The 16815-nt window shown below is 44.1% G+C and carries 16 protein-coding genes and 1 pseudogene; 14 read left to right on the plus strand and 3 right to left on the minus strand.

Annotation, left to right across the window (positions count from 1 at the left end):
* Positions 1-45 precede the first annotated feature (45 nt).
* The 3 genes from AAEM60_RS02650 to AAEM60_RS02660 all read left to right on the plus strand — a co-directional run bounded on the left by AAEM60_RS02650 (position 46) and on the right by AAEM60_RS02660 (position 3691).
* On the plus strand, positions 46-234 hold the full coding sequence (locus AAEM60_RS02650) for a hypothetical protein (protein WP_341357332.1): 189 nt from the start codon (positions 46-48) through the stop codon (positions 232-234).
* Positions 235-353: 119 nt separating this feature from the next.
* On the plus strand, positions 354-1670 hold the full coding sequence (locus AAEM60_RS02655; protein WP_341357333.1) for an oligosaccharide flippase family protein: 1317 nt from the start codon (positions 354-356) through the stop codon (positions 1668-1670).
* 134 nt (positions 1671-1804) lie between these two features.
* Complete coding sequence (locus AAEM60_RS02660) at positions 1805-3691, plus strand: sodium:proton antiporter (protein WP_299741496.1); 1887 nt, start codon at positions 1805-1807, stop codon at positions 3689-3691.
* Positions 3692-3716: 25 nt separating this feature from the next.
* On the opposite strand, the gene AAEM60_RS02665 is transcribed toward AAEM60_RS02660, so the two are convergent.
* Positions 3717-3851, minus strand: a complete 135-nt coding sequence (locus AAEM60_RS02665; RefSeq protein ID WP_262371838.1) for a hypothetical protein — start codon at positions 3849-3851, stop codon at positions 3717-3719.
* An 85-nt stretch (positions 3852-3936) separates the two neighbouring features.
* Entirely contained in the window at positions 3937-4659 is a 723-nt protein-coding gene (locus AAEM60_RS02670; protein WP_299741500.1) for a TspO/MBR family protein, read from the minus strand.
* Between the two features lie 176 nt (positions 4660-4835).
* Between AAEM60_RS02670 and AAEM60_RS02675 the strand changes: the two are divergent.
* The 11 genes and pseudogenes from AAEM60_RS02675 to AAEM60_RS02725 all read left to right on the plus strand — a co-directional run bounded on the left by AAEM60_RS02675 (position 4836) and on the right by AAEM60_RS02725 (position 15777).
* Positions 4836-6624 (plus strand): annotated as a pseudogene (locus tag AAEM60_RS02675) (M3 family oligoendopeptidase).
* A 286-nt stretch (positions 6625-6910) separates the two neighbouring features.
* A complete protein-coding gene (locus AAEM60_RS02680) occupies positions 6911-7255 on the plus strand; it encodes a flagellar basal body rod protein (protein WP_148967341.1) in 345 nt (114 codons plus the stop codon).
* A gap of 15 nt (positions 7256-7270) precedes the next feature.
* Complete coding sequence (locus AAEM60_RS02685) at positions 7271-7924, plus strand: PspA/IM30 family protein (protein ID WP_299741505.1); 654 nt, start codon at positions 7271-7273, stop codon at positions 7922-7924.
* A gap of 150 nt (positions 7925-8074) precedes the next feature.
* On the plus strand, positions 8075-8806 hold the full coding sequence (gene liaF / locus AAEM60_RS02690; RefSeq protein ID WP_299741507.1) for a cell wall-active antibiotics response protein LiaF: 732 nt from the start codon (positions 8075-8077) through the stop codon (positions 8804-8806).
* A complete protein-coding gene (locus AAEM60_RS02695) occupies positions 8803-9852 on the plus strand; it encodes a sensor histidine kinase (RefSeq protein ID WP_299741509.1) in 1050 nt (349 codons plus the stop codon). The genes liaF and AAEM60_RS02695 overlap by 4 nt, the downstream gene beginning before the upstream one ends.
* Positions 9845-10477, plus strand: a complete 633-nt coding sequence (locus tag AAEM60_RS02700; RefSeq protein ID WP_299741511.1) for a response regulator transcription factor — start codon at positions 9845-9847, stop codon at positions 10475-10477. The genes AAEM60_RS02695 and AAEM60_RS02700 overlap by 8 nt, the downstream gene beginning before the upstream one ends.
* A 253-nt stretch (positions 10478-10730) precedes the next feature.
* Positions 10731-11660, plus strand: coding sequence for a hypothetical protein (locus AAEM60_RS02705; protein WP_299741514.1), 930 nt, complete (start codon positions 10731-10733; stop codon positions 11658-11660).
* An 83-nt stretch (positions 11661-11743) separates the two neighbouring features.
* Positions 11744-12388 carry a DUF4129 domain-containing protein gene (locus AAEM60_RS02710; protein ID WP_299741516.1) on the plus strand — a complete coding sequence of 215 codons (645 nt, stop codon included), beginning with the start codon at positions 11744-11746 and terminating at the stop codon, positions 12386-12388.
* A gap of 23 nt (positions 12389-12411) precedes the next feature.
* Entirely contained in the window at positions 12412-13542 is a 1131-nt protein-coding gene (locus AAEM60_RS02715; RefSeq protein WP_299741518.1) for a DUF4350 domain-containing protein, read from the plus strand.
* Complete coding sequence (locus AAEM60_RS02720) at positions 13539-14468, plus strand: MoxR family ATPase (RefSeq protein ID WP_299741519.1); 930 nt, start codon at positions 13539-13541, stop codon at positions 14466-14468. Before AAEM60_RS02715 ends, AAEM60_RS02720 begins: the two co-directional genes overlap by 4 nt.
* Positions 14419-15777 (plus strand): DUF58 domain-containing protein, encoded by a 1359-nt coding sequence (locus AAEM60_RS02725; protein WP_299741521.1) that lies wholly within the window; start codon positions 14419-14421, stop codon positions 15775-15777. Before AAEM60_RS02720 ends, AAEM60_RS02725 begins: the two co-directional genes overlap by 50 nt.
* Here AAEM60_RS02725 and AAEM60_RS02730 read toward each other — a convergent pair.
* Complete coding sequence (locus AAEM60_RS02730) at positions 15769-16728, minus strand: stage II sporulation protein M (protein ID WP_299741523.1); 960 nt, start codon at positions 16726-16728, stop codon at positions 15769-15771. The two genes, AAEM60_RS02725 and AAEM60_RS02730, sit on opposite strands and share 9 nt — an antisense overlap.
* Positions 16729-16815: the final 87 nt, after the last annotated feature.

The following is a 16815-nucleotide window of genomic DNA, read 5'->3' on the forward strand; positions in this document are numbered from 1 at the left end:
GTGGTTGTTCGGTTTGTTCACAATTTGGCACGAGTTTCCCCGAAAGTGGCACAACAAATCGAAAAAGTGGCACGAGTTTGCCTGAAAGTGGCACAACAAACGGCCAAACTGGCACAACTTTGCTTGAAAGTGCCGCAACAAACGCCAAAAATGCCGGAACAAACGCCAAAAGTGCCGCAACAACCTCACAACCGTCCCCTCACCCTCAAAAAATACCCCTCAGGACCATTCTAAAGCGAATGACAAAACCGATAAAAAAGCACTAACTCCATCATCGACAGGCACCCCTTCACATATTACCGGGACAACCATCATAGAATAGACCATCTAAAACAAAGGCAGGGTGCAAACATATGAGTTTGTTTTTAAGGGGTACGTTGGTGCTGGTGGTGACGGCTTTTTTAGGTGAGTGTTTGGAGTTTGTGATTAATATGATTTTGGCTCGTGAGCTTGGGGAAGCAGGTCTTGGCACATATATGTCGATCCTGCCGACTGTGTTTCTGATTGTGATTTTATCAAGCATGGAGCTGCCGATCAGTCTTTCCAAGTTCTTTGCCGAACGGGAAGAAAAGTATCATCGGGGCATGCTTCATTATGCTTTTCGATTTGCAGTCATCACGACGTGCATTCTCTTAATTCTTATGGTCCTTATATATGCCTGGACTCCTTTGTTCGAGGGATACCATCCAGGGATTCGCTGGCTCATCTTGATTGTGATTCCCATTGTTGCGTTTACCTCGATTACGAGAGGGTATTTTATGGGGATCCAGCAGATGGGCAAAATTGCAGTGGCTAATTTTCTGCGTAAAGGCATTCAGCTATTTTTATTAGTTTCGATCTATAATTTTCTCTCGTTTGGTATCAACACGTCAATCTTCATAGCCCTTGGGACACTGATTGCCAGTGAAGCGGTCGTTTTTGTTTATTTAATTCATGCTTACGTTCTCGAGATTAGGGGTAAAAGAAAGAAGAGCCATTCTACATTATCAACAATTGAAATGAGAAAGTCAGTATTATCTGTATCGATACCGACGACCGTGTTGCGAATTTTCCACGCTCTCACCCATGCGGTTCAGCCATTTTTGATCAAATGGGCGCTAGTTCTTTCAGGTATGGGAGCTCTGGAAGCGAATGAGCATTTCGGGATGCTGGCTGGTATTGCCCTTACCATCGGCTTCTTCCCATCATTTATTGCCTTTTCGATGTTAATCGTGTTAATTCCGACTGTATCGGAAAAAGTATCATCAAAGGACTTTGATGGGATCCTGACCCATCTTAAGCAAGTCATGTGGATTACATTAGGATATGGGATTCCTGCCGTATTCATATACTATTTGCTTGGGGATTATATTACAGAAACGTTCTTTCATTCTATGGCATCGGCCTATTATTTGAAGCTGCTCTGGCCGTATTTTCTGTTTCATTTCCTGGTGTTTCCACTCCAAGCCTTTTTGATCGGACTGGGATTGGTGAAAGATGCCCTCCTTCATACCATATGGTCGAGTGTATTTTCTTTTACACTGATATACTTGCTCGGATCCCGTTATGGAATGGAAGGAGTCATTCTTGGCATGAATGCGGGAGCCGTTCTGATCACCATGCTTCATTATTTTACGATCTGCAGAGAATTGGAAACGACTCTCTGGTTAAAATCGGCAATTAAAATGTAAACTATAAAAAACACAATGTGCCCTTTTGAACCTCTTTGTTTTGCACAAAGAGGGACAAATCTTTTATCCTGGAAACACGTACATACTATCTACTGTTATGATGGCTGATTTCATAACCTTCAAAGGAGAAAGCTATGATCGATTCTATTTTATTCAACATCATGTTAGTCGGAGTACTCGGGATCGCTTCCCAGTGGATCGCCTGGAGATTCAGGCTTCCTGCCATCGTCGTCATGTCGATTGTCGGATTGCTGGTGGGTCCTATATTTGGTCTCATTAATCCAAAGGACGATTTTGGTGAAGTCTTTAAACCCATTATATCCATGGCAGTTGCCATCATCCTTTTTGAAGGAAGCTTAAATCTTAATTTTCGAGAGGTAAAGGGATTAGGCAAGCCTTTATTTAGAATTGTGACCTTTGGAGCTTTACTCGCTTGGATATTAGGTTCACTCGGTGCTCACTATGTAGCCGGTTTGTCCTGGGCTGTGTCCTTTGTGATTGGTGGATTATTCATCGTAACCGGTCCAACCGTTATCCTGCCGCTGCTCAGACAGGCGAAGCTGAAACCAAGACCGGCAGCTATCCTGAAATGGGAAGGGATCGTCGTAGATCCTTTCGGTGCACTGCTTGCCGTTTTTGCTTTTGAAATTATTAATTTTCTTATAAGCGATGATGTCACGGGATTAACTTTATTACTCTTCTTTGCAGCTTCCCTATTTGCAGTGGTCTTTGGATGGGCCCTGGGGAAATTCACAGGATTTATATTTGAAAATGGACATGTGCCTGAGTTCCTGAAATCACCTGTTGTCTTTGCACTTGTACTTGCCTGCTTCACGATTTCAGATCAAATCACACATGAGACAGGACTGTTAGCGGTGACCGCCATGGGGATGACGCTTGCGAATATGCATATCTCATCCATTGACGATATGCGTCACTTCAAAGAAAATATTTCGGTTCTGCTCATTTCTACGATTTTCGTCATGCTGACAGCATCGTTAACCGTAGATACGCTATTACGAATCTTTAACTGGAACATCGTCGCGTTTGTGCTTCTTATGTTATTCATTGTCAGACCATTATCGATTTGGTTATCTACGATAGGGACGGACCTCTCTAATAAGGAGAAGTTGCTTGTTGGGTGGATTGCCCCAAGGGGAATTGTCGCACTGACGGTCTCAAGTTATTTTGCTTCAGTCCTATTAGAGAAAGGCTTTGAGGATGCGGCTATACTGACGTCCCTAACTTTTGCACTCGTTTTCTCTACAGTATGTGCACATGGCTTCTCCATTAAATGGCTGGCGAAGAAATTGGACCTTGCCATTGATGAAAGACCGGGGGTTATGATTGTGGGAGGAAGTAAATTCAGTACTGAATTTGCCAAGACCCTTCAAGACCTGAAGATTCCGGTCTTAATTTCGGATTCATCCTGGCAGCGATTGTTTTCAGTCAGAAAAGCGGGAATCCCATTCTACCGTGGTGAAATCTTATCCGAACAAACGGAATACTATCTCGATATGACGCCGTATGAATACATGATTGCGGCTACGGAGCTTGATTCATATAACGCTCTGGTTTGTACAACATTTGTTCCAGAGATTGGCCGTAATAACCTGTTCCAACTGAGTCTGCGGAGCCAGAGGGACGATGATCTTGAAGACATGGTTCATACGATTGGCGGACGGATTTTATTCCAAAACCACGTAACGTGGGAAGAACTGAACAAACGTGTTGAGCGGGGAGACGTATTCAGAAAAACGAATATTACTGAAAAGTACACCTTCGAATCTTACCTGCAGGAGCGGGATGAAAATACGTTATTGATGTTTGCCCTTAAACCTACAGGAAGGATCGAGTTCTTTACTGAAGGGACTTCGCCTAAGATTGAGCAGGGAGATGTGATAGTCAGTCTCACCCAGCCGTGTAAGGAAAAGAATAAGATTCAGGAGAAGCTTACGGTTCAACGTGAAAAAGAAATCATAAAAGCTCAAAATGAAACGAATCAAGAAAGCGCCGACTAAGTCGACGCTTTCTTTTTGCAATCCTTTATTTCTTGCCACTATATTGCTCCCCTAATAACTGTTTTACCTGATTATACGTCAGCCCTGAATGCTGATTGAGTCGTTTGACTTCATCAATATCCGTTCCGGAACGAGTGACGTTCTTCTTCTGCTGGTTCATACACTACACCCCCTATCACTTAATGTAAGTCATCAGAAGGGTTCCTATACAAAAAAAAGGCCCGAGGGACGGACCTTCGTGCACATTAGGATTGTCGTGTTCTTTTGTAGACCAGGTCAAAGATGAGGATGATAACGGCGAGTGCGTAGGCGGTATAGGCATAGGTTGAGTGTTCTGCCATGTTCTTTACTCCGATACCGACAAATGCCCAAACAAATACAAGTGGATAAAGCAAGTCATGCTGCCCGATGCGGAACCAGAACGCGAGTACCGTAGCGACAATCAGTCCAAGATAAGCCCACACCCATTCAGAAATGCCGAACCCATTCCAGCCAATATCCGTTAAGTAATACGTGATATTGACAATCGTGGCAATGGAAATCCATCCTAAGTAAATGGAAAAAGGGGCTCTATCCAGGAGGGACGGACCTGTGCTCTGCACCCGTCTATAAAGGGCAATGAGAGTTGATAGGAGTCCGATCATGATAAATACGGAAACGAGAAAATAATTGTAATGCCAAACGAATATCCATGCTGAATTCAATAAGCAGCTAAGGATGAAAAGTCCGCTTGTTTCCTGATAAAGAGGGAGATCTCTTCTGTCTTTAGGGAATTGTCGGATGATCCATATCGCAAGCAGCAGATAAATCAGGCTCCAAATGGAAAAGACATACCCTGCAGGAGTAATCATGATATCAAGCCTGTCACTGATTTCCCCTGTCGATTGATTATTCAAAGGCAAAGTCACAGCCAGCGTATTCATCACGATCACTAAAGCGAATGCTAACATATTCAAGATCAGTTTCATTGCGTGTAACCCCCTGTAAGTAGTGGTGTTATATACTATTCCACTCTTATCATATTAAAAACCAAATGAAGAGAGTTAGGAAAAAAGGATTAGTGAAAGATCAGGAAGGATTTAAGGGATTTATCGAGAATTAGAAATAGGATAGGGACAATGAGAAAATTTATTAGGGGGACATTATGGACCGTACAAATCATACATATTCGGATGTTTGGGATTTGGATGTTTTTTTCCAAGGAGGAAGTGAATCACCGGAATTCAGAAGGCATCTCGATACGTTAGAAAAAAAGAAAAATGACTTTGAAGAAAATGCACTCGCTTTCCATCCGCCACAATCGGCTGGTGATGCTGACCTGGTATGGAAGCTTATAGAAGAAGCAAAAGAAGTGATGCTGTATTTGCGTCAGGCAGGTGCTTTCGTAAGCTGTCTTGAAGCTCAAAATATGCATGACAGAAAAGCAGATTCTCTCCGCGGGGAAGTCACAAGCCTGAGTGCGGACTTTTCTTCTACTTTTACAAAGTTTCAGCAGCAGCTTTCGGATTGCAGAGAGGAGGTCTGGAATGAACTGCTTCAACATGATCAACTGAGTGAAATTACATTCGTCCTCAATGAGTGGAGACAAAAAGCGAAAGATAAGTTATCCAGCACAGAAGAGTCACTTATCCAGGCGTTAGCTGTCGATGGCTATCACGGCTGGGGACAGATGTATGACACGATCGTGGGGGCCATGGAGATTGAACATGATGGAAAAAAGCGATCGGTTGGTCAGGCGAATAATCTGCTCTCCAGTCCAGACGCCAATACGCGCAAAGAGGTTTTTGAAAAATTAGAGAATGCCTGGGAACAAAATGAGGAACTCTTTGCAAGGACGCTTAATCACCCTGGGCGGCTTTCGCTTGAATGTTTATAAGAAGCGTGGCTGGGACGAATTGATGAAGGAGCCCCTCGAATATAATCGTATGAAGCAAGAAACGCTGGATGCCATGTGGGGAGCTATTTCAAAGCACAAACAGCCTTTCGTCCAGTACCTGGAGAGAAAAGCAAAACTAATCGGGAAAGACCGACTCGATTGGTATGACCTTGACGCACCCGTGGCAGAGTCGACGAGTACCATGTCATATGACGATGGGGCAAAATTCATTCTAAAGCAGTTCTCCCGATTCGGAGAAGAGATGGCCCAGTTTGCTGAAAAAGCATTTGAGAACCAATGGATAGAAGCGGAGGACCGATCCGGAAAACGTCCGGGTGGATTCTGCACATCCTTCCCGTTAAGTGATCAATCCCGTATCTTCATGACGTATTCAGGCTCAATGTCGAATGTCTCCACCCTTGCACACGAGTTAGGGCATGCGTTTCATTCTTATGCATTAAAACCGATGCACACATTGAATCGTAACTACGCCATGAATGTGGCGGAGACGGCATCCACTTTTGCTGAAATGATCGTGGCGGATGCTGCCGTAAAAGAAGCGGCGACGAAGGCCGAAAAGATTGCCCTGGTGGAAGATAAACTGCAGAGGAGTGTCGCGTTCTTCATGAACATCCATGCCCGTTTCTTATTTGAGACACGTTTCTATGAAGAACGTAAGAAGGGGATTGTATCTGCTGATAAACTCAACGAACTGATGGTGGACGCTCAGAAGGAAGCATTCTCAGACTCCATAGGAGAGGTTCATCCGCGCTTCTGGGCATCGAAGCTCCATTTCTATATTACAGGAGTGCCGTTCTATAACTTCCCATACACCTTTGGATACTTGTTCTCACTGAGTATTTACGCCAAAGCACTGGAATCGGATGAAAGCTATGAAGAAAATTACATGGCATTACTCCGTGACACAGCGGTCATGAATGTCGAAGAACTGGCCATGAAGCACCTCGGTGAAGACATCACCAAAGAAGCCTTCTGGGAAAAAGGGATCAAGCTATGCATAGCCGATGTGGAAGAATTTCTTGAGTTAACAGAATAATGCTGGTAGGGTCCGTTCCGTTTTGGGGACGGACCTTATTTTTGTAGTGGAACGACTGTTGTTATGGTTTATCGACCGTTCTATAAAAAGGACAAACTTCTCAACCCCTCCGTCAAACACCAACAAACGACAAACTTCGCGATCCCTCCGCCAAAACATCAAAAAAACGACAAGTCCTACCACTCCTAAGCCTCAAGTCTGATACGAAAATAAAGCTCAGGCTCGTTATGGGAAATACGGAAAATAGATAGGATAGAGACATGAAGAAGAAAGGAGGCAACAACAAATGAAAAAATTCGGATTGCTCTTAGCTGGAGGGATTGCAGCCATTGTCCTGCTTGCCAATTTGGGACCGATCGTAGGGCTCGCCATCTCTTTAGTGATCATGTATTACAGCTTTAAAGGATTTGTGAAAACAGATTCCACAATGAAGAAGATCTTATGGGCACTGATCGGTCTTGCGGCATTCAGTGCTTCGATATCCAACTTCCCGGCGATCATCGGATTGGTTGCTCTATACGTTCTGTATGTGATCTACAAGAACTGGAAAAAAGAAGAAGTCATTATAGAAGAAAAATCATCGGATCCATTCACTAATTTTGAAAGAGAATGGTCTCAATTAAAAAACTAAAGGAGAGATTTCACTATGGCAAACCTATTTCAAAGAATTAAAAATACAGTCATGTCCGACCTGCACGAAGCATTAGATAAAAAGGAAAAGAAAAATCCAATAGCTGTGTTAAATCATTATTTAAGACAGTGTGAGCAGGAAGTAGAAAAAGTAAGTAAGCTTGTGGAAAGACAATATCTATTAAAAGAAGAATTTCAAAAAGAGTATCAGCAGGCTTCTGCATTAGCTGACAAACGAAAATACCAGGCTGAGGTTGCATCGAAGGCAAATGAAGAGGGTCTGTATGAATTTGCCCTGCAGGAACAAAAATACTATGAAGAGCGTGCCATACGCATCCAGGAATCCAAGTTGAAAGCGACGAAAGAGCTTGAGGAACTTGAGAGAAAATATGAAGAGATGAAACACAAGCTAAAGGATATGTACATCAAGCGGATGGAGCTGATGGGAAGAGAGAATATTGCCCGTGCCCATAACAAGGTGAATTCTGTGCTTGAATCTTCTTCCGGTTATAACAACCAGGCGTTCTCTAAATTCGATGAAATTGAAACATACTTAGATCATTTAGAGCATGGTGTGAACTCCTCTTATTATCGAAATACGATCGATGCAAAGATCGCTAAATTAGAAAAAGAAGTAAAAAAAGAGGAAACGGAAGCCATTCCTTCATAAAACATGGTATTCTAGGTTAAGAAAAACATAATAACGATAAAAAAGGGGGAGCCCAACCGGGTTCACCCCGTTTTATCATCAAATAATATGAACCTCTTGTCGGATAATCTTCATTCATAAAAAATACATAACCAGAAAGGAGGAACCCCCTTGTTCAATCGTTTACGCTCAGATGGGATCAGCTGGATCATTTTAATAGGAACCCTTTTAATACTGTTGGAAGTATCATTCTACGATGGGGGGGTTCTCGTCTTTCTCTCGATTGCGGCCTTCTGTATCTATATTGGAAGAAAGAAGCTTCCGAGTACTCTTGGAAAGCTCCTGCTGTGGTTTGGGATCATCAGCTTAGCGGTCAATATCTTTAATACCGTAGCATTTAAATTTTTATTGTTTGCCATTCTTCTATTTATCATTGTCCGTTTTGCTGATTCGAAGAAACATCCTAAATACATCACTCCGGCGATTAAGGAAACGTTCACCCACACAAGTGAACCACTCGTCATGAAAAAGTCCGCTCTTCAAAACGAATGGTTCGGGCCGAAACGGACTCCGGAAGACGTATATGAATGGAATGATATCAACATCCAGGGTGTGATTGGAGACTCGGTCATCGACATTGGAAATACGGTGCTTCCTAAAGGGACGTCCGTCGTTTCAATTCGAAACATTTTAGGCAATATTGAAATATTGATTCCGTATGATGTGGAAGTGAGTGTTCATCACTCGGTACTTGCCGGTTCGATTGAGGTTTTTGAAGAAGTGGAGCCGAAAGCGATCAATCAGTCCCTTTATTATCAAACGCCAGGCTATGATACGGCTGTCCAGCGGGTGAAGATTGTAACCTCTATGTGGATTGGTGATTTAGAGGTGAAGAGAATATGAGTACAGTCAGTAAGCAGATCGCAGCAGGCATTCTCTTTTCTCTTGGTTTGGTGGTCTTTTTATCTCTTTCATTCTTTTATTTGTATCCTTTAGAGGATTGGTCCCTGCTATGGGAAGTGGAAATCATGGATATACCGGGAGCAGGGTTTATCCTCGTTGTAAGTATCCTTATCGGAATCGTGTTTGGCATCCGGACAGGGGTGAAGGATAAACGGCAGCTGAGGGAGATAGAAGATGCCCTTATGAATGTAGAGCAGGGCCGCTCGATCACACTCCCTGAAACGGCAACCACGGAAGTTCAGCAGGTTTGGAAAAAGGTCGATGCGTTAGGAAAACATTTAACGGATCAAGCGCGATATTCCCAGAAGCTTGCCAATGAAAAGGCAGAGGAGCAGGAAAAGAGAATCCAGGAAATCGTTTCCCAGGAGCGGAACCGCTTGGCGAGAGAATTGCATGACTCGGTCAGTCAGCAACTGTTTGCAGCATCCATGCTGATGTCGGCCATCACGGAAACACCATCATCCGGCCGAACTCCACATGAAGAGAAGCAGCTTGGAATGGTGGAGCAGATGATTCATCAGTCTCAGCTTGAAATGAGGGCACTCCTCCTTCATCTTCGCCCCGTTGCGTTAAAAGGAAAGAATCTTCAAGAAGGAATGAAGGAACTATTAGTCGAATTAGCTCAGAAGGTCCCCCTTGATATCGAGTGGAAAATAGAAGACATGAGCCTTGATAAAGGAATCGAAGATCATCTCTTCAGAATTCTGCAGGAGTCGGTGTCAAACACCCTGCGACATGCGAAGGCGACTTCCTTGGATATTCGATTGATTAAAAGGGAATCGATCATTATTTTACGGGTAGTGGATGATGGTCAGGGCTTTGATGTGAATGAATCAAAAGTAACAAGCTCCTATGGGCTTCAGAATATGAGGGAGCGAGCCATTGAAATCGGTGGTACGTTTAAAATCATCAGTGTACCGAATAAGGGAACACGCTTGGAAGTAAAGGTTCCCGTTGTGGAGAATGAAGGTGAAAATAATGATTAAAGTGGTATTTGTCGATGATCATGAAATGGTCAGGATCGGGGTCTCTTCTTATTTATCTGCTCAGGCGGATATCGATGTTGTGGGGGAAGCGTCAGATGGAAAAGAAGGCGTCCAGCTTGCTCTGGAGCTGCGCCCGGATATTATTCTCATGGATCTTGTGATGAAAGAGATGGATGGCATTCAAGCGACGAAGGAAATCATTCAAGAGTGGCCAGAAGCGAAGATTATCATCGTCACAAGCTTCTTAGACGATGATAAGGTATACCCTGCCCTGGAAGCGGGGGCGGTCAGTTATATGCTGAAAACGTCGAAAGCAAGTGAGATTGCAGAAGCGGTTCGTAAGACGTATAACGGCCAATCGATTCTTGAACCGGAAGTTACAGGGAAAATGATGACCCGCATGAGACAGAAGACCGTTTCTCATCCCCATGAGGAACTAACCAATCGTGAACTGGAAATCCTTCTCCTGATGACGCAAGGGAAAACGAACCAGGAAATTGCCGATGAACTATTCATCGCCCTGAAAACAGTGAAAACCCATGTGAGCAATATCCTCTCGAAGCTGGGTGTACAAGACAGAACACAAGCTGTAATATATGCCTTTAAACATGATTTAGTTAAATAATCGTGCAAAGTGACCCAAAAAGAAAACTTTTTGGGTCACTTTTTCGTATAGAGAAGGAGAAAGCAATTCTACCTTTCATCTTCAAAGGAAAAGCATCAGAATTCCAACGTGAAATATATATCTATTAAGGCTTGATGTTTTTGGGTAACAAGTATGAAAGAAATACAATTCTTTCATCAACGGAAGGAGGAATAATGGTAGAATAAGCGATATATTGTCAAATATTGAAAAATAACCTGTAGGGGGATATAACGTGAACGCAAAATTCAGTAAGCCTAAAGGGTTCGGTGAAATACTGGACCACACATTTCGATTAAGCAAGAACCGCTTTAAAGACTTTTTTCTTATTTTCCTTATTCTGTTAGGGCCGGTTTATTTACTGCAGGCACTCATTGAACTGGCAGCAGGAGTCAGTTTTTTTAGAACCGTCGGTACAGGGGAAACCTGGTTCGATGGGATAGTCAACAGCTTTTCAGGCGAGTTTACTGCTGAAGAGGTACAGGAAGTAAATCTGGCAGCAGAGCTTGGTACAGGTCTTATTGGACTCATCAGTATAATTCTGGCTCCAATCGCTCAGGCGGCGATTTTATTTGCCCTTAATCATATGAGGAAAAATGAAGAATTTACGGTGAAGCTTGTGATCAAGGAAGCATTCATCCGTTTTTGGCCGATTATCGGAAGCAGTCTCCTATTCGGTGTGATCGTATTCGGTATCGTTTTTGTTCCGATTTTCATATTTGGTTTTGCCGGAGTATTCGGTGCTGCACTTCTGGAGCCGGGCGTCGGGATTGTGATCGCAGGGGTTGTCCTGTTGCTTGCATTCGCGGTTGCAGTAGCTTACCTATTAACGCGTTGGAGCTTCTACTTTGGAGCGGCAGCCATAGAAAATGACGCACCCGGTCTCGGCAGGAGCTGGAGGCTGACGAAGAAACGTGGATGGACCCTTCTTGGATTATTCATTGTTTTCGGCTTGATCATTGGAATCGTAAGTTCTGCCTTCGAATTGACGTTTGGACTGGTCTTAGGGAATAGTGTCCTGTACGGCATGATTATAAACGTTGTAACTTTATTTACGTCGATGCTGTTTGCCGTCGGATTCGGGGTTATGTTCCTTGATCTTAAAACGAGACATGATGCAGATGATTTGAATGAAATGATCGATGATTACAACGGAATCCAATAGCTTTGTTGAAAAATCGAAGTAACCAGTCTGGGTCCGGAAACCTCATGCTTCCGGGCTTTTGATCTGAAAGCTAGGTGAAAAAGATGTTGAATGAAAATAGAGCAAGAGATCAATTAGAAGAAATCTTGGATGGGGAGGAATATAAGGCCTATCGTGATGGATCTCAGGGGCTGCTGGCCAGCTGGTGGGGGAAGGCAAAGGAATGGCTTTCAGAACAGCTGGGAAAACTGTTCCCTTCCCTTGAACCGACAGACGGGGCGGCATCAGGCATCCTGATCATGTTGATTGTCATTGCAGTGGCCATTCTCCTCGTTGTTGCATTCTTTGCCATTCGGAATGGAGTCCGAAAGCGGAAATTCCGCTCGAATAAACCACTGCAGTCCATGAATGAGATGGAGTGGTCTTACGAGAGACATTTAGACGAAGCTCATAAACAAGAGGGGCTCGAAGATTATTCGAGGGCAACCCGTCATATGTTCCTGGCCCTCCTTTTATACTTTCATGAAAGAGACTATCTCGAAGCAAAGGTCTGGAAAACAAATTGGGAGTATTATGATGAACTGCGTAAAGTGAATCGGGATTGGGCAGAGCGATTCTACAGGCTGGCCCTCCTGTTTGATGAGGTGACCTACGGTGAGCGGGAAGTGGAGGAAGAAGAGTATCTTCCCTATAAACAGGAAGCTCTAAGCTGGTTGGAACATGAAACGGATTCACAGCCTTACGCATAAGAGAAAGGAGGTAGGAACGAGCATTGAAAACAAATAGAAAGGCGTGGGTCTGGCTCACCACACTTTTAAGCTTATTTATCATCATCGGTGTATTTCTTTCTCCTGAAAAGCCTAAGGAGTATCCAGCTTATGTTTCCGAGTCTCCATCCCCGTCAGGAATCAAAGCCCTCTATACCTATTTGGAAAACGAAGGTGCGTCTATACAACGGTGGTCTTTTTCACCAGATGGGCTGCCTGCAACTGAATCTGATCAATTACTGATTATGGTAGAACCTTTTTCAATCCCTGAGCAAGAAGAAATGGAAGCTTACGAGAGTTTCATGAGGGCAGGCAATACCATACTATTATTAAAAGATAATCCAAAAGGAATGTTTGGCGCAAAGACGGTCCTATTAGGGGAAGGGCTCGATAATCCTCTTATACGTGATGGAAAAGGGAATACATATCAAACGGATATTTTATCGGACATAAGACTGGAAACGACGGATGAAGATACCATCTTATTAGATGATCGGGAGGGGACGATTGCCTACAGCTCTCCTATGGGTAAGGGTCAATTGATTGTCTCTACTTCACCGGGCTGGGTGATGAACGGGAATATCCTTGATAGGGATCATCTACCGCTGATTCTCAGTCTATTAGAAAGCGGTCTCGCTGCCCGGAAAACGATCCTCATCGATGAATATCTTCACGGAGGGGAGAGTCAGGCGACCCTGGCTTCACTTTATCCCCAGTGGCTGCTGCTTATTTTACTTCAATTACTGATCTTCACCATCCTATGGCTCTGGATGCGGGGCAAGCGGTTTGGAAGTATTCTTGTTCCAAGAGAAGAGACGGTCCGATTCAGTGATGAGCGAATCAAGGCGCTTTCAGCCTGGTACTTAAAAGGGCGCCAATACAAAGAATCCTTAGTGATTCAAGCCGAGTATGTCAGAGTTCTGTTCCAAGAACGGTGGGGGATCCCGACAAGCAAGGAATGGTCGGAATTGAACGGGACGTTGGAAAGAAAATTAACCACCGTTTCTAAAAAAGAAATCGATTCGTTTTTATCAGGAATAAGGGTTGTATTAGAAAAAGAGCGCATCAGTAAACAGGAATACGTACTGTGGTCGAAAAAGATCGAACTATTCAGGAAAGAGGTGGAGGATCGTTGAAACCAGAAATCACATCCTTAATGGAGAAATATGAAGAGCGTATAGTAGGACAGAGCACGAATCTCAAACTCTTGTTATCTTCCATCCTAGCAGGAGGGCATGTGCTGATTGAAGGAGTACCCGGCACTGGGAAAACCCAGATGGTGAAGACTCTTTCCAGGTTGCTCGGGGGAAGCTTTAACCGGATTCAATTCACACCGGATCTGTTACCGAGCGATATCACGGGAAGTACGATTTACAACATGAAGGATAGCAGCTTCCAGACGATCAAAGGGCCGATTTTCACGAATGTATTATTAGCCGATGAAATCAACCGGACACCGGCCAAAACCCAAGCGGCCCTGCTTGAAGCCATGGAAGAAAAGCAGGTGACGATTCAAGGATCAACGTATCCACTTGAAGAGGTATTTTTTGTGGTGGCCACCCAGAATCCGATTGAATTTGAAGGAACCTACCCACTGCCTGAAGCACAGCAGGATCGATTCCTCTTTAAGCTCGACATTGACTTTCCTTCCTTTGAGGAAGAGAAAAGCGTTTTAAAACAAGTGATTGAGAATCATTATGATTCAAGTGAAGTGGGAGCGGTTCTAGACATTGAAACCTTCCTTTCCATCAGAAGGGAAATCGACGAGGTCACACTTAGTGACGCGGTGCTGGATTATATTATGCAGATTGTGAGAAAGACCCGTGAAACGGAGTCGATCCGCTTCGGGGCAAGTACAAGGGCAGCGATTTCGATTGGGAAAGCTGGACGTGCGTGGGCCTATCTGTCAGGGCGTGATTATGTCACACCGGATGATATCAAGATCGTCGCAAGACCGGCCCTAAGACACCGCATACAACTATCCCCGCATGTAGAATTGGAGGGAGTGACCATTGACCAAGTCATCCAAGAGCTTGTTGGGTCGATTCCTGTTCCAAGATAAGGGAATATTGCCGACTGCGAAGTTATTGATCTCGTACCTTCTATTTTCCGGTATCCTTCTGGCAGGAACGTTTATTGGACTATCATGGACGATGATTTTTATAATGAACGGCTTATTTATCGTCGTGAGTCTCATTGACCTGACCCTATCGCCACCCAAAAAGGAAGTAGACATCAAGCGCAGTATCCCTGATCAAATGGAAAGGGGACTTGATTATCTCGTCGATCTGGAAATCATAAACAGATCTAACCGTGAAATGGAGTTTCGGATCCTGGATGGTACCCCTCAAAGCTTTCAAACATCCTTTCCCTTAGAAGGGAAGCTTGAACAGGATTCAGCCGGGACCCTTACCTATGATGTGGTGACACCGGTAAGAGGAGACTATAACCTGACGAAGCTGTATCTTCGCTATCGAAGCTCCCTCGGGTTATGGGAAAAACAAAAAACAATGGAGCTCCAGGATGGGGTGAAAGTCATTCCGGATCTCACTGAAACGAAGAAAGTATTGGAGAGTGCACAGCAATTCTTACTGTATGAAGGGGTAAAGATCCGTAAGCAGCAAAGCGGTGCCGGAGAATTCTCCAAGATTAGAAATTATGTACTCGGGGACGATCCCAGAAAGATTAACTGGCGTCAAACCGCTAAGCTTCGTGAAGTGATGACCAATGAATATGAACCTGAGCATGGGAAGTACATCACGATTCTCATCGATTGCGGAAGAATGATGGGAGCAGAAATGAAAAAAGCAAACCGGTTGGAAAAATCCCTGGAGGCGGCCCTGACCGTGACGGCAGCAGCCCTTCAAAACGGGGACTATGTGTCTGTCCTTGCTTTCAGTAAAGGTGTTAAGGTATATATCCCTCCGGCAAAAGGGATGGCGCATCTGCAAACGATCCTTCACCGCATTTATAATTTGAAGGTAGACGCAGCCGAATCCAATTATGCAGCAGTTCTTCATTATGTACAGACGGTTCAAAAGAAAAGAAGTCTGCTGTTATTATTTAGTGATGTACACACATTTCTTCATGAAGACAGTGCCCTGTTTTATTTACAGCGCCTGCGGAAACAGCATCTCTTTTTAACGATTGGGATAGAAGACGAAACGTTGGTCAAGAGGATCAAGACAGAGCCTGTTGATTCAGAGCAGGCGATGATGAAGAGTATGGCCCAGAAGCAGATGCTCGTGAAGAAAAGGGAGAAAGCCAAGTGGGAAAAACAGGGCCTCCTGATGGTGGAGGCCCGTGAAGAGAAACTGGCCGCTACGGCTGTTTCGTACTATATTGATATGATGAATCGAGGGTTACTGTAGGCTTGCCTTTAGCCGAAGCCTTCCGATCGTCATATAGAGAATCAGACCGATAACCGTTAAAAAGGCAACCATATATTTTGCGAGTAGCGGTATGGCAGCAGGCGTTATGAATCCTTCGATGATCCCGGCGATCACAAACAGGGGTACCGTTCCGAGGAGCAGCTGGACGGATCGTTTCGCTTGCTGCTTTAATTGGTAGCCTCGTGTGAATCGTCCAGGTACAAAGAGCTTATAGCCCATTAAGAGTCCCGCACCGCCTGCAATGAAGATGGCTGTAAGCTCGATCATTCCATGGGGGACGATGTAAGCCCAGAATTCATAGCTCATACCCTGGTGCCAGAAGACAGCGGCCAGGGCACCTACAATGATTCCATTGTACACAAGCATATAGACAGTCAAAAGACCAAATGTCACCCCGCCGGCAAAGGCAAGGAAGGCGACTTTGATGTTATTGGTCATAATGGCAGCCGACATAAGTGAAGAATCCACCTGTCCGTCACTTTTCCCCAGATTAGAGGGATCCACCCCTTGAGACATCTCAGGGGGTAAAATGGAATAAAGATGAAGAGGGTCATTCACGACAGAAATGAAGGCACCGAGTGCACCGATCGTAAATAAAAGCATCGCCGTTACAACGAACTTCCACTGTTCAAGCAGTAATCCGATAAAGGTAGTGGAGAAAAAATGTCTAATTTGTTTTCCACTTGAGATTTGGTCTTTATATAATAGATTGTGAGACTTTGATACGAGGCCGTTCAAATAATCGGTTACTTCTTCACCGGGAAAATAGGTCTGACTGTACGATAAATTCTGGGCAGCCTTTTGATAAAGACGGTTGAATTGATCAATGGCAGGACCCGTTGTGTTCTTCCTCTTGCGAAGAGTCCCGAGGAGATCTTCTAACTGCTTCCAGTCGTCCCGGTGCTGTTTAACGAATTGCTTCACGTTCATTTTGACACCTACTTGTTCTGTTGATTTCTTATCTCTTATTATAGTAAGTTAAGAAAAAAATAGAAACCATTAAAGGTAAATTCATCC

The sequence above is a fragment of the Rossellomorea sp. y25 genome (assembly GCF_038049935.1).
Classification (GTDB): Bacteria; Bacillota; Bacilli; order Bacillales; family Bacillaceae_B; genus Rossellomorea.